Consider the following 26,580-nt stretch of genomic DNA (forward strand, 5'->3'; position numbering starts at 1 on the left):
TAGTTAATCTGATTAAGAAATATTTTCCAAAACACTTTTGGTAATACTAGTTTCTGCTCTTGTGTAAATATAAGTTTGGGGTTCGGTTAGTTTTTCGGTTCTGAATATTTTTGCCGCCCGATACCAAAAGTCTGTATCCTCTCCATAGGCAATATGATTAAATCCTTTCACCTCAAAAAATACCTGTCTCTTCCCAAAAAATGTTGGGCCTAAAACACATTCTCGGAGATTAATTTTTTGACCTGGTTGAAAATAATCTGCAACCCAAATCTCTTCTTCGGCTGCGAATCCCCCTTCAATCAAATCAATTTCTGGATTAGCTTTCATATATTGAATTCGCGCATCCAAGTGATTGACTTTGTACGCATCATCACTATCTAGAAATGTTATGTATTTGCCGAAAGATGCTTGGATACCAGCATTTTTAGCATACCATAGCTTCTTATTTTGATGTTTCAAATACCGGATATTTTGAAATTGTTGAATATAAGGATTGACAATTTCAAAAGTATTATCTTGGCTGCCGTCATCAACTATAATCAGTTCCCAATCTTTAAAACTTTGAGCAATAACACTATCGATACAATTATTTAGATATTTTGCTCTATTGTAAGTACAGAGAATAATTGATACTTCATGATTGAAATCAAAAACTACAGTTTCCATTGTAAAATCATCTTAATCATCATTGCAAATTATGGGGGCTGCTTGGCGTGGGAATGTTGAGCCAGTAAAACATCAGCCAGATCCGAAAATTAATTGGAATTTATCAAAGCATTTAGCAGATTATTCTGTGAGTGGATTATGACTGTTTAACCAGAAGCGGATCTGATTTTAACTTAATCTAGATGCGCGATCGCTAATATTCCTGCATCCCCATCTAAAGTTACCTCTACACCCACTGGTAAGGCTGAATTGGGATTATCATGACCAAAAGGCAAATCGGAGACAATTGGAATACCCAAATCACCCAAGCGATCGCGCAGTACTTCTTCTACACTAAAACTAGATATAGTTGGTGGCGCTTCACAGCGAGTAAAACCCCCCAAAGCAATACCGCAGACTTGAGACAAAGCACCACTCAAACGCCACTGCGTCAGCATCCTGTCAATCCGATAAGGTGCTTCGGTAACATCTTCCAACGCCAGGATTACACCATCTAGATGTGGCAGGATTGGTGTACCCAAAAGGTGAGTAGCTACCGTGAGATTCCCTGGTAACAAAGTACCATTAACCACACCACCACCCCAACCACAACCTTTGAGAGGCGTGAAAGAACTACTTTCTACCCAATCAAATAATCGCTTAATTGACCAATCTGGCTCATCTGCCAAAGTTGTCATTACAGGGCCGTGAACGCCGGAAATTCCTGCTGTATAAAGGCTCCATAATAAAGCTGTAATATCAGAAAAGCCTATCAGCCACTTGGGAAGCGCGGAGGTTGGCCAATTCCAATCTTCTAAAATGCGGGTGCTGCCAAAACCACCTCTGGCACAGAGAATACCACGACAATCAGGATCTTGCCATGCTGCTGCTAGCTGTTGACGGCGATTTTCGTCTATCCCAGCTAGATAACCCCATTTGTCATCTATCTGGGGGCTGACTTTTAATTGATAACCACGCGATCGCCAAATTTCTAGACTCTGTTTAAATTCCTCGAATTCTCGCAAAGCACCACTAGGGGCAATTACTCGTAGTAAGTCTCCAGGTTTTAGGGGCGGTGGTAAGATTTTGGCTGGCATGAAAAAAGTTAGGAGTAAAAAGTATAATATTAACAATGCTGCAACTGTGTTAACAATACAACAACTTCATCAATTGCCTGTCGTACCACTGTTGCAGACTGATCGGACTGATTGACGATAATACTAAAAACTAGCGGCTCATATTTCGGCGCATTCAGATATCCAGATAGAGAAATTACACCCGTTAACGTACCCGTTTTTGCTTGCACAATGCCCTCAGCAGATGTATCTTGAAAGCGGCCTTTCAGAGTTCCACTTTTACCAGCCACGGGTAAAGATGCGCGATATATATATGCTGTTGGGGTTTTTGCCATTCCCCGCAGAGTTTGTACAAAAGCTTCTGGTGTTACTAAGTTACGACGTGATAAACCGGAACCATCCACTAAAATATAATTTGTTGGATCGACCCCCAATTTAGTTAAGCTTGCTTTGACAACTTCTAAACCGACATCAGCACTAGTCTGATTTTTTAGTCTAGTTTTTTTCACAGATAATTCTCTCAGCAGTGCTTCAGCATAAAGATTATTACTATTTAAATTAGTTTCTGCTAATAATTCAGCTAAAGGTGGCGACTCTACAAATGCTATTTCCTCTTGATTAATACCACCATTTCCTACTAATGTTTGTCCCAAAGTAATTTTTTCTGTTGCTAAAGCAGTACGGAAGCGTCGTAAAAAGTAATAATTAGGATCAACTACAGGCAAATCTATTAAAGAGGGTTCTGAATTCGTTGCCAGTTGTCCTTGAATTCGTAATACTGTTCCTGACAATTCGCGGGTGACATTGACAGAGCTTGGTTGATTTTGGGCAACGGTTACTGATTGATTAATTATCCGCCACTGTTTCGCTTCGCCAGCATCAATCCACATTAATTGTAAAGATTTACCTACAGCCTGCGGTACAAGTTTTAAGCTAAAAATATTTTGATTCAGAATAAAGCTACTGACTGGTGCGCCATAGTCTGATTGCACATCTTCCCATTGCCAGGTTGGGTTAACAATATCACCTTGAATAGAACTATCATCGGCAATCAACCGCTGAATTTGAGTAATACCTTTCTGTTTTAACTGTTGTGCCAATTTTTGCAGTTCAGTATCGCTTAAGCTAGGATCTCCCCTACCGACAATACGTAAAACACCATTGCTATTTTGATAAATAGAGGTGCGAATCCGAAAATTAGCACCCAATTCCTGCAATGCAGCTGCTGTGGTCAGCAATTTGAGGTTAGACGCAGGAGTAAAATATTTCTGAGCATCTCGACTGTAAAGAGTTTGTCCGGTTGACAGGGGTTGTACCAAAATTCCCCAGCGCTCCCGACTAAATAAGGGACGATTGATTACAGCATCTATCGCTGTTCCCAGTTGGCTAGAGCAAATTGATTTTGTGGTAGTTGTTGGTGCAACTGGGGTTTGTGCTTTTGCAACTCTAGAACTAAATCCTATCTGGCTAGTCAAAAATATTAATAAAATACCCAGTGGTTGATTTAAAATCTTAAGTCTCACCAATTTTCCTTATCCCAAAGACAGATATTTTTACCTTGCAAACAACTTCTTTCCGGAGAGAGAAGAATTGCCTCAGTAAAGTTACTTAATTAGTATAGGGAAGATGTTCACATGTTTCCTACATAGGCGATCGCACAAACATAATTTATGGGACTACAAAATAGAAACGTAAATCAACCTGCATATACAGAAATACGAAATCGAGGCAACGGTGTGAGTACATTTTTATCTGGTGTAGCTGTATTACTCTCTACTTTGGCTTTGGGATGTAGCGGCTATGTAGCTTATGAAGTTTTCACGTTACGGGAGACACTAAATGCTACTAATACAGTCAGTAGCAGCATTCCTACTCAAGTGCCAAGTTCTACAGCTACAACTTCTCCACAAGCAACAGTCTCTCCATCTCCAGCCAGTGCAACAACTTCAGCAATTAGCCCTGGTCAATTTGTGCAGCCTGCTTTTGGCAAAAAGGCAGAAGTTGAGTTACTTTCAGCAAAACGCATTAAAGATCCAGAAACTGGAAACCGTGATGTGGTAAATGTGCAAATGCGTATTCGTCGCCTTGCCACAGACGGAGTTGTTGGTAGCGATATTATATCGGTTGCTAGTACAACAGCCCGCAATCCTGACACTAGCGTAACCTACAAAGGAGTTGCTCTTAATCGCTCAACAGGAAGCGTTTCTTTGTTCCCAGTACGTCCACAAGCCTCCGCAGATGCTTATATCTGGCTAAGAGTTCCCGATGGTATCAATAAATTGGACATTTTTGTGCCAGATACAGCCGCATTTAAAAATGTACCAATTTCCTTTTAGCTAGCTAACTGATGTCAAATAACTCCCCATCCAGGGGAGTCAGTAGTAAATAGTATTTTATTATACAAATAATGTTTTAGTTCTCTAAACAGTAGCCTGTAACTGTAAGCAGCAGTTTGAGAGATAACCAAATTTCCAAAACCCTTTTTAATTACTTTCTCTTTCACTCCAGGAGTAATTTCGCTGACTGCCATTGATGCAGTTAAACTCATTTGCATAGTTTGCAAAGTTAGTTTAGTAGCGATTATTTGACCCCTTCTTCACCACTAAACCCGTCGTTAAAGGCACTGGATTGGGGCTATCCATTAGTTATCAAATTGTTGTAGAAAAACATTGTGGTCAACTGCAATGCATATCTACGGTAAAAGAAGGAACCGAGTTTATTTGATTGTCTTTGCCCTATCCCGTGTGTTCTGGCTTTCACTGCTTTCATTATTAGCGGCTGGTTTCGGCTTTATTTTGCAGATAATTGCCGGACGCACTTTGCTTCAGTTGTTAGTGAGTGATGAAAATCGCGGACAAATTACAGGTCTTTATGTTATGGCATCTACAGGCGCAGTACCTATAGGTAACTTAATAGCTGGCGCACTAGCAAGCAAAATTGGTAGTAGCAATACTGTCATCCTTGGTGCAAGTATTTGTATTGCAGGCTCAATTTTCTTTATGCAGCAAATCTCCACCTTCCGCGATCTGGTTCGTCTGAATCTACGTACTGAAGGAGCTTAAAAGAAAAATAGCTCTGGCTATTTGAAAGAGTGCATAATCAGCCATAACCCCAAAAATTGATAACAACAATGACTACTATAAATGACCCTGCTGTTGTCGCGGAAGTAACTGATTTGTACCTCAAGTATGAAGAAGCCCTTTGTAATAACAATTTAGAAGTGATGGACAGCTTGTTTTGGGATGCACCCGAAGTAGTGCGGTTTGGCATCACAGAAAACCTTTATGGCGGCGATGAAGTTCGTAACTTTCGCCAGAATCGACCAAACCCAAAAATAGAGCGAGAAATCTCGAATCTCAAGGTTGTAACCTTTGGGAAAGATGCAGCAACAGTAACTTTAGAGTTTCGCCGGATTATCAATGGTGTAGAGCGTTTCGGGCGACAAAGCCAGACTTGGTACAGGTTTACCGAAGGATGGAAGGTGGTTTCAGCCCATGTTTCATTATTGCCAGTGTGATGGTGTGAGAAGTTTTGCTTAAGGAGTAGATATGACAACCTATCCTATCGCCTCTAGTGCATCATTAGTGCAGCAGGCCGAATCTCTAGCTGCACAACTTGAGTTTACCCAATTCTCCCAGAAGTTGGTCGCCTGTTGCACGTCCTCACCAGCCACATCATACAGGGTCAAATTGGCGAGATTGGTAGCGGGTGTGGGGTTGATGCAGCGTGGATTGTGAGTGCATTACAGCCAAATAGTACATTCATTACTATTGAAAGCGATCGCGATCGTGCCAAACTTGTGCAACAGCTATTTGCAGATAAGTCTAATGTCCGCGTACTTCAAGGCAACTAGCACGATTTACTCACCTATGCTCCCTTTGATTTATTATTTGCCGATGGCGGAAAGGCAAAACTTACAGAACCTCAGACATTGATAACTGCTCTCAAACCTGGAGGCTTCATCTTACTAGACGATCTCACACCCGAAGAATACTGGCCATCAGAATGGCACGGACGAACAGATCCAATCAGAGAATTTTGGCTCAAAGATCCTCGAATTGCTGCCACAGAAATCCGCGTGACAGCAAAAAATTCAGTAATCCTAGCAACACGCATTCAATGAAATAATTACTGTAAAAAGCAGATAAAGAGAGGTTTAAATATGGGAAATTCATTTGATTGGATTGTATTAAAATCTAGACATTTAGTAAAAGATAAATGGATTTCAGTACGGTCTGATACTTGCCAAATGCCTAATGGAACAATAGTTGACCCCTATTATGTTCTTGAATATCCAACATGGGTAAATGTTGTAGCTTTAACCAAAAATCAGGAAGTTATTTTAGTAAAGCAATATCGCCACGGTCTGAAAAAAACAATTCTAGAATTGCCCAGTGGTGCTGTAGAGACTGAAGATGTTTTGCCAATGGAAGCTGCAAAACGCGAATTATTGGAAGAGACTGGTTACACTAGCAATCATTTTATTGAAACTGGTATATTATCACCAAACCCAGCTAATCATACCAATTTAACCCATTGTTTTTTAGCAACAGATGTGGAATACGTAGCTGATTTAAAGTTAGACATTACCGAACAAATTGATGTAGTTTTATTGCCTTTAAAAAAAGTCATTGAAGGTATTGATCAAGGTATACTGCTGCAAACATTACATATTAGCTCATTATTTTTTGCTCTAAAAAAACTTGATAAAGTGCAATTTACTTAGTCATCTGGCTAGAGTTGTCTTTGTCAATAACTTCACTAAAGGATAAAAGATAAATGACTGCAACCATTTCATTTGATCGCGTTTCTGATATCTACGATGCAACACGAGGACTACCGCCTGAGATTTCCGAGCAAATCACAGATTTTATTCTCAATCTAGTTTCAGCAACAACATAAACAAAATTCTATGAAACAGGTATCGGCACTGGTAGAATTGCTGTCTCGACCGCAAAAAGAGGTTACTCTTAGAGCTAATTTGTAAACTCAAGTAAAGTACTTGTCTGATAAGGGTTTCAGTAATTTAAGTCAATACAGCACTTATTTGCTGAAACTTAGACCTAGTAATGATTTGAGTACTCTTAAGATTTTATTTACGAATCAGCTCTTATACTGGTATAGATATCTCTGAAAAAATGTTAGCTAAACTGCACCAAAAACTAGAGGGTGTATCTCATCAATTAACAGCAATTAAGAGCTAATTTGTAAACTCAAGTAAAGTACTTGTCTAATAAGGGTTTCAGTAATTTAAGTCAATACAGCACTTATTTGCTGAAACTTAGACCTAGTAATGATTTGAGTACTCTTAAGATTTTATTTACGAATCAGCTCTAAGGGAGACGCAACTTCTCTACCATTTGCTGATAATTCTTTTGATGTGGCGTTGACAGTTCATGTGTTTCACCTGGTTTCTGCTTGGAAGCAAGCACTAGCAGAAATTCGTCGAGTCGTTAAACCGCGAGGAATTTACCTCTACACTCACGGTAATATGAATTTCAGCAAAGTTAATGAAGATGTCAATCAGGGTAGATTTGAATTTCAGCAACGTTGACAAGATATCATTGCTAGCTATGATTATCCCTTACCTCGCTATGGTGCAACAGAAGAAGAGGTTTTAACAGAGTTGCGCGAACAAGGAGCAAATTTAGAAACAGTTGTTGCAGCCAAATGGCAGTCTAAACTAACTGTGGGCAAATTGCTTGAATCTCATCAAAACAAGATTTATCGCCATACTTGGCATATCCCAGATGATATCTTTGCCCGTGCAATTCAAGATTTGCAAGACTGGGCTTTGCAACACTACGGCTCTTTAGACTACGATTTGTCTGGTGAAAGTAGCTTCAAGATTGTAGTAGTACGCAACTGGGCTTAATTGCGATAAACAATTTTGTAGTAAGGACTTTAGTCCTTGTCTTACAGCAATTTTTAGGTAATTAGACCACGACTGAAACGAGGAGTAGAGAGTGTGGAGTAGTGTAGTTCAATTACTTAAAAAGCACTATAAGCACTGAAGTGCTTACTACGTAATAGACAAAGATAAACTGGACAATCACTAAACGAGGATTCACTAATGATATTGGAAACTCAACGCCTATTACTGCGGGAAATGACGCTTTCTGACCTCGACGCGTTACTGCTTGTCCTCGGCGATGCAGAGTCGATGCGCTACTACCCAAAACCCTTTGACCGCGAGATGGTGGAAAGATGGATTGACCGACATCGCCACAACTACGCACAGCACGGCCTCGGCTTGTGGGCCATGGTTCTCAAGACGACGGGTGAGGTAATCGGCGACTGCGGACTGGTTTGGCAGGAGGTCGAGGGACACCAAGAACTCGAAATTGGTTATCATGTCCGCCGCGACCAACAAATGCAGGGTTACGCAACTGAAGCTGCATCTGCTTGCCAAGACTACGCCTTTAATGTACTGGGTTGCGATCATCGCGTCATTTCCCTAATTCGCAAAAGAAACATTCCTTCTCGTCGTGTAGCTGAAAAGAACGGACTCAAGGTCGTTCAGGAGACACTCTGGCGCGACATACCGCACTATATATATGCTGTGCAGCGCTCAGAAAGTAAATTTCTTACAACAAGCAATTTCTCAGAAGCAGAGAAGTTTAATAATCTGTGTACTAACGTTGAGGCTGCTCACGAGAAACATAGCTCAATACGCTTGGGTTAGCGTCAAAAACCATAAACTGCGTAGTAGCGTAGCAAGCTTAAAATATTGGGTTGAGTAATCATAGAATAGTTTTGGACTTTCTAGGTTTTGTGAACCCAACGTTTTAAGGATGACGTGCTAGTAGGTTGGGTTGAACTTTAGTGTTACCCAACAAACCACTGAAAATGTTGGGTTTCGTTCCTCAACCCAACCTACAATTCTCCTTAACCCAAGCGTATTGGAACATAGCTAGCCATTAGACTTCTTGGCATTGTGGGGAAAAGGGTAAGGGGTAAAGGGCAATACGCTTGGGTTAAGGGTTATTGGTGTAAATAATTGGTCTTTCAAGAGGCGATAAATCGCGTCTCTACATCAGGGTTTTGTTGCTCATTCTGAACTGTATTGCCTAATAATTGCGTTGTAGAGCAAACTTTTGGTTGGCTATGCTTCAAAATATCAGGTGCATTTAATTTTTTGAGTATAAAATCTAGCTGTTAAAAGAGCCGCACCTGCTACTAAAGTTGCTAGTACACTATCAGGTTCAGGGACGGCAGCAACTTGAGCATCAATTCGTGCAGTTCCAGCAAACAAACCGGACAATTCAGGGTCCTCTAATATATCAGCAAACTCTGGAGAAATCAACAATTGAACATCAGGGATGGTTAAATTTTGGCCATCAAATGCCACAAGTCCCGGACTGCTCAAATCAAACAAAATTGTATTTAAAGAAAACGTGTCTCTTAAAACAAGTCCGCTGGCACCTGTGACAGTACGTCCTGGAGCAAAACCAATTGAAAAATCACCAACAGTAATTTGATCGTTGAATGTAACAGTACCAGTATGCTCGATTGTACCTGAAAGCGGAGTAAAACCGCTCTCGTCACTGAACGTGAAGTTAGTAAGTGAGTCGATGTTGAAACCAACTAAATAATTGCTAGGAATTGGTGCAACTGTCTGATTAGTGCCTGTCAAAGTTAGCCCAATACTACTAAGAATCTCCTCGTGATCGCGATCGATGCTGGTGACTCCAGATATCACTTTAAAAGTTGCAGCATCTACCTGTATCGGTGCTATTGAGATAAAAGCTGCTGTCGTACAACCAAAAATTCCTGCAAACTGAAAAAAACGCATATATATTTCTGATGATCTTCGTAGTTTATTCTATCTAACAAAACGTCTTTTATTAATAGATAAATTCAAAAGTTTTCCCTAAAGAAGTATTCTCAAAACTTAAGATTATGTAAAGATACTGTTAATAACAAAATTTAAACCATACAGCTACAAATACAAAGTTGAGTTTGTGGTTACAAATAAAAATTACTAGTCAAAATGAAGCAAAAAGTATAAGGTATAAAGCATTAAGGATATAAAATGAAAACAATATAGCTACGTTTAATTATGTCCAATGCCAATTATTTAGGAGCAAATTTAAAAGTACCTCTCCCAAATTTGGGGGAGGGATTTAGGGTGAGGGTTTTTGATTCATGCAAGAAGTCTAATTTAAGTATTTGCAGACTCTAGCTGAGAACCATAGGCTGATTTATTCTCGCTGATTTACTTCTTAGTTCACAGACTTGTTCTAATCCAGCAGCTTATTTTCTCCAAATTAGGATCTATTTCCTGCCAAAAGCTTGCTGACGAGTCTGTTTCTCTTGTTGCAGCGAATATTTTATATATACTGTCGAAGTTTTTTTGAATCAATTGCTTATCTAGTTTAGGAATATCTAATTTCAGATATTTCAGACGGTTGGGTAATTCTACTTTCTCTTTTGTCGACAAGTGGGCAATCTGAGCAATTTGTTCTAAAATTTTGTCTATTGATGTAATAACTTCTTGCAGACTCGGCTTTTTAGTTTTTAATTGTAAATCTTTTTCTTCAAAGGCTTCTTCTTGATTACCTAACTTTACTAAGACTATTTTAACAAAGAAAATATTGTAATCTACCTCACTAACTTCACCCACCTGCTGATGATATTTTCCACTTTTATTTATAAGTACTATGTCACCTTTCTCAATTCTGTTGTTCATAATTTATACAGCTTTGTAATGAAATTACTAAATAATCTCCTCTACAGAAAATACTACTCTAAAGCCACAAACCCTCAGCCCACCGTCTGACTCATTCCAGCTACGGCTAGCACTGCGACACAGTTCTGGACTGAAACTCCAAGAACCACCGCGTAGCACCCGACGATTTATATCGCCGCCAACTTCCCAAGCTGTTCCATCTAAGGGTGCGTCATTGTAATTGTTATGCCACGAATCAGCACACCATTCCCAAACTAACCCGTGCATATCGTACAATCCAAAGGCGTTGGCGACTTCAAAACTACCGACGTTTGTTGTTTCTTTACGGAATTTGCTTTTTGGTTCCATAGTGCAGCTGACTAACTCAGGAGTAATGGTTTCGCCAAAATGGAATGAGGTTGTAGTTCCAGCCCGACAAGCATATTCCCATTCCGCTTCACTCGGTAAACGATAGTTGCATCCAGTTTTTTCTGATAGCCTGAGACAGAACTCTACAGCCTCATACCAAGATACATTTTCTACTGGTCTATCTAGACCTTTGAATTTCGATGGATGGGGATTTAAAGCTTGTTTGACTTTGGGTAAAGCTGCTACTACTCTCCACTGTGCTTGAGTTACAGGAAATTTCCCCATAAAAAATGGTTTAACGGTAACTTGATGTCGAGGACGTTCGTCAGCATCTCCTTCAAACTCTGGCGAACCCATCATGTAAGTACCACCAGGAATCGATACCATTTCTAATGTGACAGACCTACCTAATTCTTCAGCAAAGAAGTTTGCATTACAGTTCATGCGGTTTACTTCTCTACCACCTGTGTCTACTGTCACTACGTCAAATTCAAAGGTTTCTAATGGGGGTAATGGTACGATTACTTTTTGTGATAACGGCAGTAATATAGGTTGAGGTATCGAAACAATTTTTAAGGCAACAGGTTCAATGTTCAATGTGGCAAACTTCAAATCGTTAATGACTTCTACTGCTGTTTGATACCTTTCACTCGGTAGATGTTTGAGTAATTTATCTAAAATTTTTCCTAATTCGTCGCTGATAGTAATACCTTTTTTTTGTAAACGTTCGCGCCACAACCATTTAGCGCTCATGGCATCATAAATAGGGTCATTAATCTGTCCAGAAGCATCCTGCAAAGGCAAACATTGAGTTAAAAGACGCACACAAGTTACGCCCAAAGCATACAAATCACTGCCGTGACAAGCAAATCCAGCCATTTGTTCTGTTGGGGCATAGCCAAGGGTATAAATTACCGTAGCTTGTCTTCCTATACTGGTTTGTGTCACCTGTTTAGCACCGCCAAAGTCAATTAAGACGGGTTTTTTATCACTTGCACGGCGAATGATATTTTCTGGTTTGATATCCCGATGAATAACGTTATGGGTATGAATGAATTCCAGAACTGGCAATAAATCGGCTAAAAGTTCCCAAATTTGTTGTTCGCGATAAATTTGTTGCTGAACTTCTTGTAAGAGAGTTTTTCCTTGAATAAATTCTTGTACGAGATATAAGCTAGTACCTTGTTCAAAATAAGCTAGTAATCTAGGAATTTGGGTATGATTTTCTCCCAGTTCATACAACCGAAAAGCCTCTTCTTTGAAAAATTCTGCGGCTTTAGTGCGTTGTCCTGTTCCCTGAAACTGCGGGAAAAATTGCTTGATGACGCAAGGGGCGTTTAGTCTGTCTACATCTTCTGTAGCATAAGTTCTACTAAATCCACCTTCACCTAAGAGTCTTAATACGCGGTAACGGTTTCTGAGAAGTTTGCCAAAGTTGCTTTGTCCGCAACTGACGCAAAATCTATTGCTATCAGAGTTGAATGGATTTGAGCAATTGGGATTTTGGCAGATTTGCATAATGAGGGGGAAATAGCATCTTCTCCAAAGTTAGCCCCAATATTATCTAATTGAAAACAGTTATGTAGAGAAGCGAACACGGAAGTTTATTCATGTGTTTAAAACTATCTTTCACACGAGGGCATAAGGATATAATACAATTCAAAATTCAAAATGACGCTCGCGGACTCGCTAACGCTGCGCTAACAAAATTCAAAATTTAAGAGAATTACATCAGGGGATTTAAAATTCCGAATGACACTGATATTTGTGCGTTATGGCAAGCATAACTCACCCGATATTTTAATATAGCTGTTGTTCACTATCTAAAAAAGTTCATAAATAACCAAATTACCCATAATTTTTATTGGCAATAGCGAGTCTTATTTGAAAGTTTTATTCTCTCCAGAAGCGCGAATTAATTCAGCTACAAGCGCAACGATCGCAGATACTAAAATTAACATGACACTCAGAGCATTAATATCAGGTTTAACTCCGGTTCTAATCCGGCTAAAAATTTCCATTGGTAGAGTGTTAGAACCGCTACCAGCAGTAAAACTGGCAATGAGAAAGTCATCTAAGCTAAGGACAAAAGCCAATAGACAACCAGCGACAATCCCAGGCATTAATTGAGGTAATAATACTTTGATGAAAGCTTGGGTTGGTGTCGCGCCTAAATCTAGTGCTGCTTCTTCTAAGTGGGGATCTAAATTAGTTAGTCGGGAAGCAACCACAAGTCCGACATAAGCCAGACAAAACACGACATGGGCTGCAACTATCGTCCACAAACTCAAAGGTATTGCAAAAGCTGCTAGACATACTAGGGTCGCCACTGCGATCGCAATATCGGGAATAATCAATGGTAGGTAAGCAATACCACGATACAATTTCTTACCAGGAAATTCGTAACGCGCCAACCCTACTGCCATCAAGGTTCCCAGCACTGCTGAAATTGCCACGGCACAACCAGCAACTATCATACTATTTTGCAAAGCTGATAAGATGCGATCGTCACTGAACAACTTGCGATACCAATCGAGAGTGAATCCTTGCCAAGTTGCACTGTAGGGCGACTGATTGAAGCTATAAAAGCCAAGTACCAGTATGGGCAGGTACATGAACACAAATATCAACAGTGAGAAAACCGCCTGCCATGAGACACGCGGTTTTTTGAGAGATGGAGAGATATTCACGTTTATATATGATTTTTATTGATAGCAATATAATATATCATATTTAATGTAAAAAGTCAATGATTTAACTATCTTCTCTTTCTTTTGACTAGCAAAGAATCGAATAGTATCTCAATTAATCATATAAGAGGCTTAAGCCCCTTGTTATAAGGTACAGCATTTTGCATCTCAATGAAGTACATCCTTACCCCCCTTAATCCCACGCCACTTGCTATAACGGAGGGAGCCACTGCGGTCTTGGGGTTTCCCCAAGTGGAGCAAGTGGCGTGAGGGTTAGGGAGGGGTTTTTTGTACTTCATTAACTTGCAATTTGCTGTAGATCAATTTCCACCCTAGACATCTAGTGAAAAAGAGATATAGCACTGCTATGTTTCTACAAGGGTTTTGGATAACGTATATTTAATTTCTGAAAATGTCTAATAGTTAATTGTTACCTTTAAAAACTTTGATAGAACTTATAAGAAAAATTGCTGCTTTTGATTTCCAACTATCTACTTTACAAAAGTTTATCCTCTGGACGGCTCCAGATTATTCTTGAGAGTACGGAAAGCCGCCTAAAAACTCTCTACACGATTTATTCTTTAATTAACATTTGCAAATTAGATATTCGACAGGCGATAGCAGAGATTTTTCGCAAAATATCAGCAATTAGCTGAGAAGATGACAATTCTAGGAAAATTATGTTTGTCAGCAAAATCTATATTTAACATTGTACCAAATCACCCAAAAATTAATAACCAGAGTGTATTTACCTCTTTAGGAGTGGGTAATTTCCGTACTAGGATAGACAAAACTCTAGAAGTAATAGCATAAGATTTAAAAGCAATTGTTAAGTAGTTTAGGATCTAAAGCTACTTTACTCATGCCAAGTTAATCAATTACAAGCACTCAAACAACAGAAATAAAAAAATTCTAATTCAATTTTTATTTTTTAGGAGGTTTATGATGAAAATCGCTCAATTAGCGCCGCTGTGGGAGAGAGTTCCGCCTCCAGCTTATGGTGGCATAGAGTTAGTAGTAGGGTTACTGACCGATGAATTAGTCCGGCGCGGACACGAAGTAACTTTATTTGCATCGGGAGATTCTATTAGTTTGGGAAAACTAACTTCAGTTCATCCCCGCGCTCTCAGACTCGATCCTACTATTAAAGATTACGGTATTTACGAGATGCTGAATCTTGCTTCGCTGTACGAACGTGCAGAAGAGTTTGATATTATTCACTCCCATATCGGATATGGGGCGCTGGCTTACGCAAATTTGGTAAAAACTCCTACGGTTCACACGTTGCACGGTATTTTTACCCCTGATAACGAAAAGATGTTTAATTTTGGTAAAAAACAACCCTACGTCAATATCTCTGATGCACAACGAGAACCAAGGTTAGGATTGAACTATGTCGCGACGGTTTACAACGGGATTGATGTCAGCAGTTATGAGTTTCACTCCCAACCAGAAGATCCTCCTTACTTAGCGTTTTTAGGTCGGATTTCTCCAGAGAAGGGAGCGCACTTAGCTATAGAAATTGCCAAAGAAACTGGTTGGCATTTAAAAATGGCAGGTAAGATAGACGTTGTTGATGTCGAATACTTTGAAAAAGAAATTAAACCGCACATTGACGGAGAGCAAATTGAGTATCTGGGTGAAGCCAACCATGCTCAAAAAAATGCTCTGATGGGTGGTGCAGTAGCAACTCTATTCCCTATCACTTGGCGGGAACCCTTTGGATTGGTGATGGTAGAGTCCATGGCTTCAGGTACGCCAGTGATTGCGATGAAATTGGGTTCTACTGAAGAGATAATTTCCCACGGGAAGACTGGTTTTCTCTGCAATAATATTCAAGAGTGTATTAGTGCCATTGATGGCGTCATAGAGTTAGACCGCTATGCTTGTCGTCGGTATGTCGAAAACCTTTTCAGCGTTGAACACATGACTGATGGCTATGAGGCAGTTTATCAACAAATAATAGCAGAACGATTTTCTCAGAATGGGCATTTTCGCGGTTTAGTTGATTTAGCTAGCAATCGCATTTAAATATTGCATTTGTGTAATATTACATCTTTTTAATTAGGTAGAACACAGATTATCGAGTAGGGTAGCACAGCTGTGCTACCCTACCAAGTTATGTGATTATCCCATTTTTCTAAAGTTCTAGCACTCACTCCTGGAACTCGTTCTAAGTCTTGTAAAGATGTAAATTTTTGCTATTGACGACTAATAATTATTCGCTGTGCTAACTTCTTACCCACGCCAGGGATAGTTGCTAATTCTTCTAAACTTGCGGTGTTGATATTTACTTTTTGAATTGCTTGTAGCTCAGTTGATGAAGAAGTTTTTATTTGAGGACACCGTGTTTGTTCTAATTTAATTTTTTCTTGAATTGCTGGTGGTAAGCCGGGTTTGACTTTAGCATAAAGACGAGCAAATTCTCGCACATAATGGGCGGCAACTATCGGATTTTCAATCACCACAAGTGTCTCGTCGTTACTATTATTGGCAGCATCTGACCAATTATGAGAACCTGTGATTACAGTTTGGCTATCAATAACACCAAATTTGTGATGCAATAAATCGCCTTTGGGTAATACAGGTACACCTACGGTAGTAATTGGATTTGACCAAGGATGATTGTCAATTTCATATTTACATTTGTTACTAAGAGCAACCCCCATCATATCTAAGGCTTCGCTATAAGGACGATAGGCGAATTGTGGTTCAATTAAAGCGCGAATTTGCACACTTTGTTGATGGCGTTTTTCTAAAATATTGGCAAGACGCTGTTCGGAAAGGACAAATAATGCTATGTCAATAGACTTGCTTGCTGAATCCAAAGTTTTACTAATTAAACCATTACTACTGTCACTCCAAGGTTGAGTTGGAGAAGTAGGCGAAAATTTTACAGTAATTTTGGTATTACCTAAAGTTATTTGTTTAGGTAAACGCAGCGGTTTTTTTAAACCAAATCGACTATCTAGTTGACCTCCTGGCCCATCTCCCCATAAGATGTTAAACTCTTCTGTAAATGAAGATGCTAATTCTGGGCTATCAATCTGCAATAAATTATTGGCATTGCCTAAGCTGCTGGAATTTGTAAAGTCACCAGAAGTATCACTTAATGTAAAATTGGCCGAAGTGATAATTATAAGGCGATTGTCCACAATCACAAATTTGTGATGCATCAAGCTGCTGCCTTCTGAACCATCTGCTCGATCGTCTAGCCAGGGAATTTTAGCATTCTGCAAAATCATCAAAGCATCTCTTTGATTGATTTCGGCTGGACTAAGTTGATTATCTTGGTTAATATCGATAAATTGGCGAAATTCGTTGTAACGTTCCTGTTCTCTTTTATCTAACTTACCTATTTCAGTAGATGTTAAGCTACTCCAAGGTCGGCTATAGGTATTTTCTAAAATTATTCTGACTTTTACCCCAGCTTTTTGTCTATCAACCAATGCTTGGGCAACTCTGGGTAAACGTAGTTCTTGCACCGCTACATCTACTGTAGATTTAGCATTCGTAATAGCATCGACAATCTGTTTTTCTAAATCATCCCCAAGGCGAGTTTGCTGACGGTAAGCTTCTTGGTATTCTGAAGACTCAGAATGGTTAAAATAAACTTGAACTAACGGGTCTTGTGGTAAGGGTGCTGGACGCTGATTATAAGACTGGACTCGTTGACAACCAGCGAGAGAGAATATCAGTAAAAAGATAGATAAAAAATATCTTTGTCTAGAGAGAAGTTGCACTGTAATCTGTTAAAAGTGGATTGAAAGTGGATAGATTTATCATTCCCAAAATTTTGTCTTCTGAATTAAGTAGAGAAATAAGTTTCCAAGTAAAGGGAAAAATCCACTGCTAGATGTAAAATTACAGATATTTTTTTCAGAATTTGTCCACTAAAACTGTATATACTGACAAATCCGCAGTCTATCACTAACGTGTGTTCTCACTATTATCGGTTATATGCAAATTTATCTAGATTACAGCGCCACTACTCCGACTCGAAAAGAAGCGATCGCAGTTATGCAAACAATCCTCACTCAACAGTGGGGCAATCCTTCCAGCTTACATGAGTGGGGACAACGGGCGGCAACGGTTGTAGAACAAGCCAGAGTCCAAGTTGCTGGTTTAATTAACGCCGCTACCCCTGAATCAATCGTTTTTACCTCTGGTGGCACTGAGGCAGATAATTTGGCGATTATGGGTGTGGCTCGGTTGTATGCTGTTCCTCAACATCTAATTATTTCCAGCGTTGAGCATTCCGCAATTTCTGAGACAGTACGGTTGCTAGAAATGTGGGGTTGGGAAGTTACGCGCTTGTCTGTAGATATTAAAGGCAGAGTCAATCCCTTGGATTTAAAGGCGGCGTTGCGACATAACACAGCCTTAGTTTCTATAATTTATGGTCAAAGTGAAGTTGGGACTGTGCAACCGATCGCAGAACTGGGTAAGATAGTGCGATCGCATGGTGCTTTGTTCCATACAGATGCAGTGCAAGTTGCGGGACGTTTACCCATAGATGTGCAACAACTACCTGTAGACTTACTTAGTCTTTCCAGTCATAAAATATATGGGCCGCAAGGTGCAGGGGCGTTGTATGTGCGTCCTGGTATGGATTTGATGCCTTTACTGGGTGGTGGTGGGCAAGAAATGGGACTGCGTTCTGGTACGCAAGCAGTACCGATAATTGCGGGGTTTGGTGTAGCAGCAGAATTAGCAGCGCAAGAATTGGCTACAGAAACACCACGGTTAATTGAATTACGCGATCGCGCTTTTGCCCAATTAGCTGAGATTCCTGGTTTAATTCCTACAGGGGATGTTTGCGATCGTTTACCTCACCATATCAGTATGTGTTTAGAAAACGCCGACGGGGAAAAACTGAGCGGTAAAACCTTGGTGCGACAGCTAAACCTTGCTGGTATTGGTATCAGTGCTGGTGCTGCTTGTCATAGTGGTAAACTTAGCCCTAGTCCGATATTGTTAGCAATGGGTTATTCCGAAAAAGCTGCCTTGGGGGGAATTCGCATCACATTGGGACGTGATACGACGGAAGCTGATATAGATTGGACAGTAATGGTGTTGAAGCAAGTTTTGCAAAGGCTGACACCGGATTTATTTTTAGTTAAGCGTTGACCCCTCATACTAAAATTTAGATACAGCATTTGTCGGAGTGTTTTCTATGTCCCTGCAAGAGCTTAAAGAGCAAGCCCGTCAACTGCCAGCGAGCGATCGCCTTGAACTCGTCCGTGCGATTATTGAATCCTTGCAAGATGTTCCAACCCAACCACCTGAGCGATCGCGCATCATCAAGCAGATGAAAGGTTTATTGAAGACCGACCAGCCAGCGCCGACTGATGAACAAGTGGAGTTCATGCTAGAAGAGCGTCGGGTGGAGAAATATCTTTAATGAGAGTTTTGATTGATACCAACATCATTTGAAATTATGTTACATGAGATAAGCTTATGTATGTTTTAAAATGGCTCCTAATGTACTGAAATTGTGACTGTCGCCTGTTGTACATCAATCTTTTGCAAAATCAAATCTTGCATTTGCCGATTAAATCGCTTTAGTTTATCAACATTTTCTCCACAAAGCTGCCAATATTTTTGATAATCGTAGGTTACGAGCCACAAATGATCGTTAAACCCAACAATAAGCAATTCGTCTAGCTTAATTGAATCATCTAGCTTGAGAGACTTGCCAACATCAATGAATGTGCAATCAAAAACTTTTTGATTCGTTTGCAATGTTTGCTGTTTCTGTTGGACATTATCAAAACATTCTTCGATTTTTCGACTGCTTTGGCTAGATGGTTTAAGCAGTACAACCCATTGTCCAAAGTCTAGATTGAACAGCCATTCCTTAAAAATTGGATATTCTGTTTGAGGATAAAGCGTCTGATAAGCGTTGCTTAAAGTAATAGCAATCTGACGATCATGAACACCTAAGCTGATTGCATAAACTGCTGCTGTAGTTGACACGCCATGAGTCACAAACGAGGTAAGGCTATTAAAAACGCTAGGGATTTTTTGATTGTTCAAATAAAATCCAATATGCCTGATTAGTGAGTTAAATCCCCAAGCAAAAGCATGAGTCACTTTTTCCAGTTTTTTGACGACAGTTTCTGTTTTACCCTCGAAATATAAATCTGCTAATTCTTTATAATCTTTACCCTGAAGCCACCCTATCAGTGGTTCAATACTGTCAAGCTTTAAACTTTCTGTCAGTTCCGGGATTTTTTTGAACACATCATAAGACTCCTGCCAAAACATTATGGGCAAATCACTTACGGCAGTGTAATTGTCAATTTCTCCAACAAGTTTTTGTGCATAGGCTGTTATCACTTGATTACTACCTACGCTTAACCCTGTAAGATTAAACAACTTACGCTGTTGGATATCCGTTACTTCATTTTTTAGCAAAATTACTCTTGCCTTTAGCGCATTCTTGAATTCAAGCAATACATCCTCAATATCTAGAGACTGTACATGACATAGCAGTTTCTTAAAAATAAATTCGACCTTTTCCTCATCAACTTCATCAAGACAGGATTCTAGAATCCATGCCAAAAGTTGTGAATCTAGATAGGATAAAATTTCAGTCTGCTTCTTGCTGGCTAAAGTTTGCTTGTGCTTTGTCCAGTGTTGATAGTCATTGCCAGCCTTTCTAAACTGGCTTGTTGAAGCTAATGACCATAGAGAGAGGAAATCCTCAGTTGTCTCAAGCGACAACAACCTTGACTGTGCCAAATGCCTTATACCTGAAACAATAAAACTTTCTGATACTTCTGTCGGCGCTTCCTGGCGAACTCGTTCCAAATCCTTGCTGTCACAAAAGATAATGTGACCTTCTGTTTCACAACCTGCTCGCCCTGCTCGTCCAACCGCATTGGCGTACTGAGCCATGCTAATCGTGTTGTCCATTGACAAGGAATGGACGATTACATTCTTGATTGGCAGATTAACGCCTTGTGACAAAGTGGTTGTAGAGACAATAAGTGGAATGATGTTGTCGCGCACTGCATTTTCTATACGCCGCCTAACAATATTAGGGAGTTCAGCATGGTGATAACAAAATCCAAGTGCAATAGCTTTCACAAGTAAATCTTCAGAGCCAAGTAGTTCACCACATTCATCTGCAATTTGTTGCATTTCTGGTGAAACGGGTAAAGGCTGCTTTTGCAAAAGGGAGATTAAACACTCAGCAATGGCTTCAACGATTGGTTTGGTTGTTGTAAAAACCAAGGTAGAGCCAGTTTGCGTATAATATATAGCGAGTCGTGCTGCGACTTCAACGTATAATCGGTAAAATCTGCCATTTCTATTCTTCATAGGAATTGCAGGTTTCAAGAAAGGCAATGGCACGAAGAAGTTATTGGATGGATAATCACCCGTCTGGGGCAAATAACAAACTGTTGCTCTTTTGCTTCGGCCCCATTCAAAGAAGCCCAAGCGTTGCTTTGTAGGTCGCCAATCTATTTTGACAACATTATTTTCGTTTCCAGAAAGCCACTGGGCGAAATCACTAGCATTGTTAATAACCGCTGAAATCCCAATCACTCTGGCGTGATTCTTTTCTGCAATAGTCAGCAATCTTGAGTAAATTAACTCCTGCCGAAGACTTCTAGGATTTGCGGCAGCAGAATCATGCGCCTCATCAATGATGATGAGTGCAAGCTTACTTTTGAACTCCTCGCTATTGCGGGTAAGCAAATCTAATTTTTCAGGAGTTAGAACAAACACCTGATTATCTTGTAAAATATCCTCTTCCAATTGACTAAAATCATATCCACCATAGAGGATAGAAACAGCTATATTGACGCGGGATAAGCTTGTGGACAGGCTGCTTTCCACCTCATACGCCAAAGCTTTGGTTGGAACAACGTAAGCACAGACTTTATCCGGTTTATCCTTGAGCGAACGGTAAATTGCCAGCTCAACAGTTTTGGTTTTACCTGCACTTGTTGGCATTGCAATAACAAGGGATTTATCCGTCAACAAACCTTCATGCAAAGCTTTCTGCTGCGATTTCCACATCGACATCATGGGAAATTTACCAAGAGTACAAAGGAAGCGCAGGTAAAGCTTCCATTCGGCGTTCATATCAGGAACATGAGTACTGACAAGCCTTTGTGTTGAGATCGATTAAACTTTGCAAATATTTGCCTACAGAGTTGAGCAAAATGTAGGAGCGATAATCACTGACGGTTGCATATTGTTTACCTGCCGCTATTGTCAGCTTAAGAATTTCTGTCTGATGTGATTCATTTCCTGTACGCAGGTATTGAGTAAAATTTGCGAAGGCTTTTGCTGTTAGCCAGTCACCGATATCAGCAATTTTAGCGGACACTAAATCCATCCATTCTTCTTCTTCCAATGGATAATCAGGTGATTCTAATTCCTTCTGAGCGAATTTAAAAAAGAACTGTGCCAGAGCATCTTGTAATTGGCTTATTTCGCCAGTTAGTAGATAGATCAGCAAAATTCTTGGAGTATTCGACAGTAAGACATCTTTAATATCTTGTCGATGTAGAATTTTTGAGACTAAGACTTTGGCGTTGGCATTATATCCTGCGATACTATACAATAATGCACTTGTAACAATATTTTCTACAGCACTATAAGCTTGGTTATCTTCAATTCTAAGAATCGCCAATCTCTCATGAATAACAGCAGATTCCTTGAGTACCTTTTCTGCTTCTTCAGAACCGTCCATCAAAAGGTTATAGCCTGTTAATGCTAGAAAATTAGCTGCTTTTTCTAGTTTAATAGGGTCATATTTATAAGAAATAAACTTTCTTTGCTTATTCCTAAGATCGATTGTTAAGGCTTCTGAAGCTAGCTGGTTATGTTCGTTCTTAAAATCAGAGTTGCTCAGTAACTTTACAACATCTTTTAGCTCATCAATCTCAATAGAAGGAAATGATAATCTTGAAGGTTCTTCATTTTGCTGAATAGCAACTAAATTTTTCTGATAAGCTATCCAGTTTGGAATCAGAAATGCGTTAACAGTCAAAGGAGTTGTAATACCTTCGACAACAGCATCAAAATATTGTTCTTTCCATTTTTCTTGCTCAGTCACAACAACCGCAAGATATTCTGTACGGTATGAATAAGTATAGGTATCATTAAATCTCTTAACCAGTTTTGCCTCGTTGTATCGTCCAGCCCCTCTAAGAACATTGATGATAAAATCTAGAAGTGTAACTGAACCTTCCTGAACTTTAAGCAAACCCTCGGTAGCCTTTTTAACAGCTTCTTTCGGATTGCTACCGTAATTTTTAACTTCTGTGACCAGTAATGCTTGTGGTATTCCATCAGCATTGAACTTTAGCCCCAGTACATCATCACCATGCATTGCCATTTTTCTATTAGTGGCAAAACGAAGCTTAAAAACGGGAATCTTGTAGTCCGTACAACCTAATATATAAGAAGAGGCTATTGCTTCACCTATAGTGCCATTCCATACCTGCACACTACCTTGTGTCATTTGGTGAAGGTCTTTAAGAACTGACTCTAACCCGTCTTCTTTCAAATTCTCTAGCTCTTCAATGATGCCTTGGGGATGGCGACAGAAATAGGGAATTATCAGTCGTAAGTGACGCAAAAACGTTTCAATGTTTTTTGGATTAACTTTTTGTCTTTCAAAATCTTTGCCAACAGACTTGGCACAAGAGACCAAAACTAGATTAGCAGTGAAATCTTGTAGAAAAGGCATTTTGGAGTAATGAAAAGCACTAGCTGGGTATAGTTACTTATTACTAACATAAGACACGCTGAAATGTCTTGTTAATGCATATCAACTTATCAGTAGGACTAGCCCTTTAAAGGTAGATAAGCCTTTTGTGGGGTTGCTCGTTATCGTATGCCTACTCAATAAAAGTCAATACTGGAACAATGGAAGTAATGCTAAAGCGATATAATAAACCACCTAACTTAACAGTCTTAAAGATGCGATCGCCTTTAGCACGTAGAACCCTTCACCACCGTCATATTCTTTGGCAGAACTGCTAAGGCGATATGTCACCGTCACCGCAAGCATCACTCCAGTTTTTACAAATAGGTAAAATTTTGAGCGTGTCTCCAATGCGATCGCAATTCTCATGCAAGTTCCTGAGTAAGGGCGATATTTATGCACTTTGCGATCACTTTCGGCAAGAAATAACTGGCCATAGGCGATCACCTTTACCATATTGATCCTTTCGTCACCATCATATTCCTCGGCAGGACTGCTAGGATTTCCATAGATTCGGTTTAACAATGAGCTACTCAAGCAAGTTTTAGAGTTGCATTTATCAAATTTCGTGCTAACCAGACCAGAAATATTAGCTAATTTCAGGACAATAACACCATGAACACTGCTAAACTCACCACTGATGGCACTCACCAAATCGTTATTTTGCCCGAAGACTTTCAACTTCCTGGGACTGAAGTTTATATCAAAAAAATTGGTAACGCCATTGTCCTGATTGCCAAAGACAACCCTTGGGAATCCCTCATTGATAGTCTAGACAATTTTTCTGATGACTTCATGACTACTAGAGATCAGCCACTCCTCAACACCAGAGAGAACTTCTAAATGCGATACCTGCTTGATACCAACATCTGTATTTACCTTATCAAGCAAAAACCCCAAAAAGTACTGGATAAATTCCAAACTCTTAGCATTTCTGATGTTGGTATCTCCTCCATCACCGTTGCCGAACTCGAATATGGAGTTGCCAAAAGTCAACAGCAAGAAAAAAACCGCATCGCCCTGTTGCAATTTCTGCTACCTCTAGAAATTGTCGAATTCAATCAATCATCTGCAACGATTTACGGCAGCATCAAAAGTGATCTCGAAAGTAAAGGACTTATTATTGGTGCAATGGATATGCTCATTGCTTCTCATGCGCTGAGTTTAGGAGTTACCCTAGTCACCAATAATGTGCGAGAGTTTTCTCGTATTCCTACCCTCTTATTAGAAAACTGGGTTGAGTAGTTGTCAATATGCGAGATGTGATGATATTGCGTTACTGGCATCCTGTAATATCAATCAAAATAACTTTAAGCTCAATCAAAATCAGCATCATGAGTATTATCGTCTTCGGCAGCATAAATATAGACTTGGTAGCAACAACACCCCGGCTGCCAGTTGCAGGAGAAACGTTGCTAGGAGAAGACTTTTTTAAAGTTTCGGGAGGGAAAGGAGCCAATCAAGCCGTAGCATTAGCAAAATTGGGCATTCCTACCCAGATTGTGGGGCGTGTAGGCTCAGACGATTTTGGTAAGGAACTTGTTAACAATTTGCAGGCATCTGGTGTACAGACTGATAACATTTTTGTGGATGAAACTGTTAGTTCTGGAGTAGCTATTATCACTGTGAGTCAGACTGGTGAAAATCAAATTGTCGTTATTCCTGGTGCAAATGGGCGCGTCAATCAAGAAGATGTAGAGCGATTATCCCACTTTTTACCAGAAGCTACAGCACTACTTTTACAACTAGAAATTCCTATTCCTGCCGTGATTGCTGCTGCTCAAGTGGCACGACGTGCAAACATCAAAGTAATTTTTGACCCCGCACCCGCACAATCTAATTTACCAGATGAACTCTATCCATTAGTAGACATTATTACACCGAATGAAGTTGAAGCAGCGCAGTTGGTTGGCTTTCCTGTGAATGGAGAGGAACAAGCAGCTAAAGCCGCTACGGTTTTATTACAACGGGGTGTGAAATGTGCGATCGTCAAACTAGGTGCTAAGGGTGTTTTTTGTGCAACTGCTGAAGAAAAGTTTTTTGTACCCGCGTTTTCAGTTCATGCAGTTGACACAGTAGCCGCAGGCGATGCTTTCAATGGTGGTTTAGCGGCGGCACTTTTTGAAGGACTTTCCTTACATCAAGCAGTTGTTTGGGGTGCAGCAGCAGGTGCTTTGACAGCGACAAAACCAGGCGCACAAACTTCGCTACCGGATAGGTTTACATTTGATGCATTTCTTAAGGAAAGGGGAATGAATAGTAAATTTCAAGAGTAGGTATTTAAAAAAGCATAGATAAGCAGGTAAAATACTTATCTGATAGGGATCGGCAGAAATATCAGTGCAAAGCTTCTGGACGATGTATGGTGTGTAGCAGGAGAAATGCAGGTAGGAAAAGTGAGGAATTAAGTATGGCACTATATCTAGACTCAGCGATCGCATCGGAAGCTGAAGTTGTTAAGCTTTGGGGATGGGTAAAAGGTATTACAACAAATCCCACTCTATTATCTCAAAGCGATACTCCACCAGAAACCACGCTCAAAAAGTTGGTTGCCTTGACAAATGGCCCGTTATACTATCAACTTATGGCATCCGATAAAGCCCTTATGCTAGCTGAAGGTAGAAAAGCTTTCGAGATTATTGGTTCACAAACAATTTTGAAGATTCCCGCAACACCGTTAGGGTTTGAAGTGGTGGCGAGTCTATCGGCAGAGATTACCTGTTCGGTGACAGCGATTTATAGTGCAGCCCAGGCAGCAGTAGCACGGGAAGCAGGAGCTAAAATTGCCATAGCTTATGTAAATCGAGCTACCCGATTGTTAGGTGATGGTATTGCCTTAGTGCGGGATATGGCTAGCGTACTTAAAGGTAGTGATACGGAAATCTTGGCAGCTAGTATCAAATCTCCTGAAGAAGCAGCCGCATCGTTGCAAGCCGGGGCGGATCATTTGACTTTACCACTGGCAATGTTGCAGGCGATCGCAACTCATGAATTCTCACAAAAAACTGTTGAAGAATTCGCTAAAGGAGGCATCGGTTTAACTAATATCATGTCCGCTTGATTACTTATTAAACCCGAAGAACCCCACCCCGCCAAAGCTACGCTTTCTCTCCCCTCCCCGCAAGCCTACCGTGTACACACAAGTCGAATTTCTTCTTAAATCCCAAAGATTACCTACTTAATCGCAGTGATGGTTAGGGTGGGGTAAAACTAAAGCTAAAACCTTAGTAAATCGGGTTTCAGGTGAGGTTTTGAGAATTTATGCAATAAATATATTGATTTCGGGTGGTCGTTTATTAAATTCGGACGGTCATTTATTGAATTTGGGTGGTCGTTTATTAAATTCGGGTGGTCGTTTATTGAATTCGGGTGGTCGTTTATTGAATTCGGGTGGTC

The 26,580-nt window shown here is 40.0% G+C and carries 28 protein-coding genes and 2 pseudogenes; 18 read left to right on the plus strand and 12 right to left on the minus strand.

The genetic code is table 11. From position 1 onward, the window contains the following. Positions 1-12: 12 nt before the first annotated feature. The 3 genes from HWQ58_RS38115 to dacB all read right to left on the minus strand — a co-directional run bounded on the left by HWQ58_RS38115 (position 13) and on the right by dacB (position 3,244). Entirely contained in the window at positions 13-666 is a 654-nt protein-coding gene (locus tag HWQ58_RS38115) for a glycosyltransferase family A protein (RefSeq protein ID WP_292874017.1), read from the minus strand. 173 nt (positions 667-839) lie between these two features. After that, positions 840-1,742, minus strand: coding sequence for an LD-carboxypeptidase (locus HWQ58_RS38120; protein ID WP_292874019.1), 903 nt, complete (start codon positions 1,740-1,742; stop codon positions 840-842). Between the two features lie 29 nt (positions 1,743-1,771). Next, a complete protein-coding gene (gene dacB / locus HWQ58_RS38125) occupies positions 1,772-3,244 on the minus strand; it encodes a D-alanyl-D-alanine carboxypeptidase/D-alanyl-D-alanine-endopeptidase (protein WP_292874021.1) in 1,473 nt (490 codons plus the stop codon). Positions 3,245-3,457: 213 nt separating this feature from the next. Here dacB and HWQ58_RS38130 point away from each other — a divergent pair, with 213 nt between their 5' ends. The 10 genes and pseudogenes from HWQ58_RS38130 to HWQ58_RS38175 all read left to right on the plus strand — a co-directional run bounded on the left by HWQ58_RS38130 (position 3,458) and on the right by HWQ58_RS38175 (position 7,596). Further along, on the plus strand, positions 3,458-4,057 hold the full coding sequence (locus HWQ58_RS38130) for a hypothetical protein (protein WP_292874062.1): 600 nt from the start codon (positions 3,458-3,460) through the stop codon (positions 4,055-4,057). Between the two features lie 241 nt (positions 4,058-4,298). Beyond that, positions 4,299-4,445, plus strand: a pseudogene (locus HWQ58_RS38135) (ATP-binding protein); the annotation flags it as partial. After that, complete coding sequence (locus HWQ58_RS38140; RefSeq protein ID WP_292874023.1) at positions 4,406-4,783, plus strand: MFS transporter; 378 nt, start codon at positions 4,406-4,408, stop codon at positions 4,781-4,783. The pseudogene HWQ58_RS38135 and the gene HWQ58_RS38140, both read left to right, overlap by 40 nt. 68 nt (positions 4,784-4,851) lie before the next feature. Next, on the plus strand, positions 4,852-5,238 hold the full coding sequence (hpxZ, locus tag HWQ58_RS38145; RefSeq protein WP_292874025.1) for an oxalurate catabolism protein HpxZ: 387 nt from the start codon (positions 4,852-4,854) through the stop codon (positions 5,236-5,238). 31 nt (positions 5,239-5,269) lie between these two features. Further along, a complete protein-coding gene (locus HWQ58_RS38150; protein WP_292874027.1) occupies positions 5,270-5,458 on the plus strand; it encodes a hypothetical protein in 189 nt (62 codons plus the stop codon). A 194-nt stretch (positions 5,459-5,652) separates the two neighbouring features. Further along, entirely contained in the window at positions 5,653-5,844 is a 192-nt protein-coding gene (locus HWQ58_RS38155) for a hypothetical protein (protein ID WP_292874029.1), read from the plus strand. Between the two features lie 39 nt (positions 5,845-5,883). After that, entirely contained in the window at positions 5,884-6,447 is a 564-nt protein-coding gene (locus tag HWQ58_RS38160) for an NUDIX hydrolase (RefSeq protein WP_292874031.1), read from the plus strand. 53 nt (positions 6,448-6,500) lie between these two features. Beyond that, complete coding sequence (locus HWQ58_RS38165) at positions 6,501-6,623, plus strand: hypothetical protein (RefSeq protein WP_292874033.1); 123 nt, start codon at positions 6,501-6,503, stop codon at positions 6,621-6,623. A gap of 424 nt (positions 6,624-7,047) precedes the next feature. Next, positions 7,048-7,275 (plus strand): class I SAM-dependent methyltransferase, encoded by a 228-nt coding sequence (locus tag HWQ58_RS38170; protein ID WP_292874064.1) that lies wholly within the window; start codon positions 7,048-7,050, stop codon positions 7,273-7,275. 72 nt (positions 7,276-7,347) lie between these two features. Further along, complete coding sequence (locus HWQ58_RS38175; RefSeq protein ID WP_292874035.1) at positions 7,348-7,596, plus strand: hypothetical protein; 249 nt, start codon at positions 7,348-7,350, stop codon at positions 7,594-7,596. 112 nt (positions 7,597-7,708) lie between these two features. Here the strand turns inward: HWQ58_RS38175 and HWQ58_RS38180 are convergent, their stop codons facing one another. Beyond that, positions 7,709-7,960, minus strand: coding sequence for a hypothetical protein (locus HWQ58_RS38180; RefSeq protein ID WP_292874072.1), 252 nt, complete (start codon positions 7,958-7,960; stop codon positions 7,709-7,711). Here HWQ58_RS38180 and HWQ58_RS38185 point away from each other — a divergent pair. Then, on the plus strand, positions 7,858-8,406 hold the full coding sequence (locus HWQ58_RS38185) for a GNAT family N-acetyltransferase (RefSeq protein WP_292874066.1): 549 nt from the start codon (positions 7,858-7,860) through the stop codon (positions 8,404-8,406). The two genes, HWQ58_RS38180 and HWQ58_RS38185, sit on opposite strands and share 103 nt — an antisense overlap. 435 nt (positions 8,407-8,841) lie before the next feature. Here HWQ58_RS38185 and HWQ58_RS38190 read toward each other — a convergent pair whose 3' ends face one another. From HWQ58_RS38190 to HWQ58_RS38205, 4 genes are all read right to left on the minus strand, one after another. Continuing rightward, complete coding sequence (locus HWQ58_RS38190) at positions 8,842-9,516, minus strand: hypothetical protein (RefSeq protein ID WP_292874037.1); 675 nt, start codon at positions 9,514-9,516, stop codon at positions 8,842-8,844. Positions 9,517-9,951: 435 nt separating this feature from the next. Beyond that, the gene (locus HWQ58_RS38195) at positions 9,952-10,413 is read right to left on the minus strand and encodes a hypothetical protein (protein ID WP_292874039.1); all 462 of its coding nucleotides are present in this window, start codon (positions 10,411-10,413) and stop codon (positions 9,952-9,954) included. A gap of 27 nt (positions 10,414-10,440) precedes the next feature. Then, positions 10,441-12,279, minus strand: coding sequence for a bifunctional serine/threonine-protein kinase/formylglycine-generating enzyme family protein (locus HWQ58_RS38200; RefSeq protein WP_292874041.1), 1,839 nt, complete (start codon positions 12,277-12,279; stop codon positions 10,441-10,443). A 362-nt stretch (positions 12,280-12,641) separates the two neighbouring features. After that, positions 12,642-13,451 (minus strand): ABC transporter permease, encoded by an 810-nt coding sequence (locus HWQ58_RS38205; protein WP_335199988.1) that lies wholly within the window; start codon positions 13,449-13,451, stop codon positions 12,642-12,644. A gap of 945 nt (positions 13,452-14,396) precedes the next feature. On the opposite strand from HWQ58_RS38205, the gene HWQ58_RS38210 reads away from it, so the two are divergent. After that, a complete protein-coding gene (locus HWQ58_RS38210; RefSeq protein ID WP_292874070.1) occupies positions 14,397-15,482 on the plus strand; it encodes a glycosyltransferase family 4 protein in 1,086 nt (361 codons plus the stop codon). Positions 15,483-15,562: 80 nt separating this feature from the next. On the opposite strand, the pseudogene HWQ58_RS38215 reads toward HWQ58_RS38210, so the two are convergent. Further along, positions 15,563-17,194: pseudogene (locus HWQ58_RS38215) on the minus strand (phospholipase D-like domain-containing protein). A gap of 217 nt (positions 17,195-17,411) precedes the next feature. Here HWQ58_RS38215 and HWQ58_RS38220 point away from each other — a divergent pair. Both HWQ58_RS38220 and HWQ58_RS38225 read left to right on the plus strand, forming a co-directional pair. Continuing rightward, on the plus strand, positions 17,412-18,581 hold the full coding sequence (locus tag HWQ58_RS38220) for a cysteine desulfurase family protein (protein ID WP_292874043.1): 1,170 nt from the start codon (positions 17,412-17,414) through the stop codon (positions 18,579-18,581). A 46-nt stretch (positions 18,582-18,627) separates the two neighbouring features. Then, positions 18,628-18,855, plus strand: coding sequence for a hypothetical protein (locus tag HWQ58_RS38225; protein WP_292874045.1), 228 nt, complete (start codon positions 18,628-18,630; stop codon positions 18,853-18,855). Between the two features lie 77 nt (positions 18,856-18,932). On the opposite strand, the gene HWQ58_RS38230 is transcribed toward HWQ58_RS38225, so the two are convergent. From HWQ58_RS38230 to HWQ58_RS38240, 3 genes are all read right to left on the minus strand, one after another. After that, on the minus strand, positions 18,933-21,551 hold the full coding sequence (locus HWQ58_RS38230) for a DEAD/DEAH box helicase (protein ID WP_292874047.1): 2,619 nt from the start codon (positions 21,549-21,551) through the stop codon (positions 18,933-18,935). 1 nt (position 21,552) lies between these two features. Further along, a complete protein-coding gene (locus tag HWQ58_RS38235; RefSeq protein WP_292874049.1) occupies positions 21,553-23,166 on the minus strand; it encodes a Hachiman antiphage defense system protein HamA in 1,614 nt (537 codons plus the stop codon). Between the two features lie 213 nt (positions 23,167-23,379). Beyond that, positions 23,380-23,709 carry a hypothetical protein gene (locus tag HWQ58_RS38240; protein ID WP_292874051.1) on the minus strand — a complete coding sequence of 110 codons (330 nt, stop codon included), beginning with the start codon at positions 23,707-23,709 and terminating at the stop codon, positions 23,380-23,382. 90 nt (positions 23,710-23,799) lie between these two features. On the opposite strand from HWQ58_RS38240, the gene vapB reads away from it, so the two are divergent. From vapB to HWQ58_RS38260, 4 genes are all read left to right on the plus strand, one after another. Continuing rightward, the gene (gene vapB, locus HWQ58_RS38245) at positions 23,800-24,027 is read left to right on the plus strand and encodes an antitoxin (RefSeq protein WP_292874053.1); all 228 of its coding nucleotides are present in this window, start codon (positions 23,800-23,802) and stop codon (positions 24,025-24,027) included. Continuing rightward, entirely contained in the window at positions 24,028-24,429 is a 402-nt protein-coding gene (locus tag HWQ58_RS38250) for a type II toxin-antitoxin system VapC family toxin (RefSeq protein ID WP_292874055.1), read from the plus strand. It begins immediately after the preceding gene. Between the two features lie 89 nt (positions 24,430-24,518). Then, a complete protein-coding gene (gene rbsK, locus HWQ58_RS38255) occupies positions 24,519-25,460 on the plus strand; it encodes a ribokinase (protein WP_292874057.1) in 942 nt (313 codons plus the stop codon). Between the two features lie 134 nt (positions 25,461-25,594). Beyond that, positions 25,595-26,245 carry a transaldolase family protein gene (locus tag HWQ58_RS38260; protein ID WP_292874060.1) on the plus strand — a complete coding sequence of 217 codons (651 nt, stop codon included), beginning with the start codon at positions 25,595-25,597 and terminating at the stop codon, positions 26,243-26,245. Positions 26,246-26,580 lie beyond the last annotated feature (335 nt).

The sequence above is a fragment of the Nostoc sp. LPT genome (assembly GCF_017115165.1).
Classification (GTDB): Bacteria; Cyanobacteriota; Cyanobacteriia; order Cyanobacteriales; family Nostocaceae; genus Nostoc.

What these genes read in the sequence shown, in the direction of transcription:
- HWQ58_RS38115 (WP_292874017.1), bottom strand. Translation starts at nt 666, where the DNA reads ATGGAAACTGTAGTTTTTGATTTCAATCATGAAGTATCAATTATTCTC.
- HWQ58_RS38120 (WP_292874019.1), bottom strand. Translation starts at nt 1,742, where the DNA reads ATGCCAGCCAAAATCTTACCACCGCCCCTAAAACCTGGAGACTTACTA.
- HWQ58_RS38140 (WP_292874023.1), top strand. Translation starts at nt 4,406, where the DNA reads ATGCATATCTACGGTAAAAGAAGGAACCGAGTTTATTTGATTGTCTTT.
- hpxZ (WP_292874025.1), top strand. Translation starts at nt 4,852, where the DNA reads ATGACTACTATAAATGACCCTGCTGTTGTCGCGGAAGTAACTGATTTG.
- HWQ58_RS38150 (WP_292874027.1), top strand. Translation starts at nt 5,270, where the DNA reads ATGACAACCTATCCTATCGCCTCTAGTGCATCATTAGTGCAGCAGGCC.
- HWQ58_RS38160 (WP_292874031.1), top strand. Translation starts at nt 5,884, where the DNA reads ATGGGAAATTCATTTGATTGGATTGTATTAAAATCTAGACATTTAGTA.
- HWQ58_RS38165 (WP_292874033.1), top strand. Translation starts at nt 6,501, where the DNA reads ATGACTGCAACCATTTCATTTGATCGCGTTTCTGATATCTACGATGCA.
- HWQ58_RS38190 (WP_292874037.1), bottom strand. Translation starts at nt 9,516, where the DNA reads ATGCGTTTTTTTCAGTTTGCAGGAATTTTTGGTTGTACGACAGCAGCT.
- HWQ58_RS38195 (WP_292874039.1), bottom strand. Translation starts at nt 10,413, where the DNA reads ATGAACAACAGAATTGAGAAAGGTGACATAGTACTTATAAATAAAAGT.
- HWQ58_RS38200 (WP_292874041.1), bottom strand. Translation starts at nt 12,279, where the DNA reads ATGCAAATCTGCCAAAATCCCAATTGCTCAAATCCATTCAACTCTGAT.
- HWQ58_RS38210 (WP_292874070.1), top strand. Translation starts at nt 14,397, where the DNA reads ATGAAAATCGCTCAATTAGCGCCGCTGTGGGAGAGAGTTCCGCCTCCA.
- HWQ58_RS38220 (WP_292874043.1), top strand. Translation starts at nt 17,412, where the DNA reads ATGCAAATTTATCTAGATTACAGCGCCACTACTCCGACTCGAAAAGAA.
- HWQ58_RS38225 (WP_292874045.1), top strand. Translation starts at nt 18,628, where the DNA reads ATGTCCCTGCAAGAGCTTAAAGAGCAAGCCCGTCAACTGCCAGCGAGC.
- HWQ58_RS38230 (WP_292874047.1), bottom strand. Translation starts at nt 21,551, where the DNA reads ATGAACGCCGAATGGAAGCTTTACCTGCGCTTCCTTTGTACTCTTGGT.
- HWQ58_RS38235 (WP_292874049.1), bottom strand. Translation starts at nt 23,166, where the DNA reads ATGCCTTTTCTACAAGATTTCACTGCTAATCTAGTTTTGGTCTCTTGT.
- vapB (WP_292874053.1), top strand. Translation starts at nt 23,800, where the DNA reads ATGAACACTGCTAAACTCACCACTGATGGCACTCACCAAATCGTTATT.
- HWQ58_RS38250 (WP_292874055.1), top strand. Translation starts at nt 24,028, where the DNA reads ATGCGATACCTGCTTGATACCAACATCTGTATTTACCTTATCAAGCAA.
- rbsK (WP_292874057.1), top strand. Translation starts at nt 24,519, where the DNA reads ATGAGTATTATCGTCTTCGGCAGCATAAATATAGACTTGGTAGCAACA.
- HWQ58_RS38260 (WP_292874060.1), top strand. Translation starts at nt 25,595, where the DNA reads ATGGCACTATATCTAGACTCAGCGATCGCATCGGAAGCTGAAGTTGTT.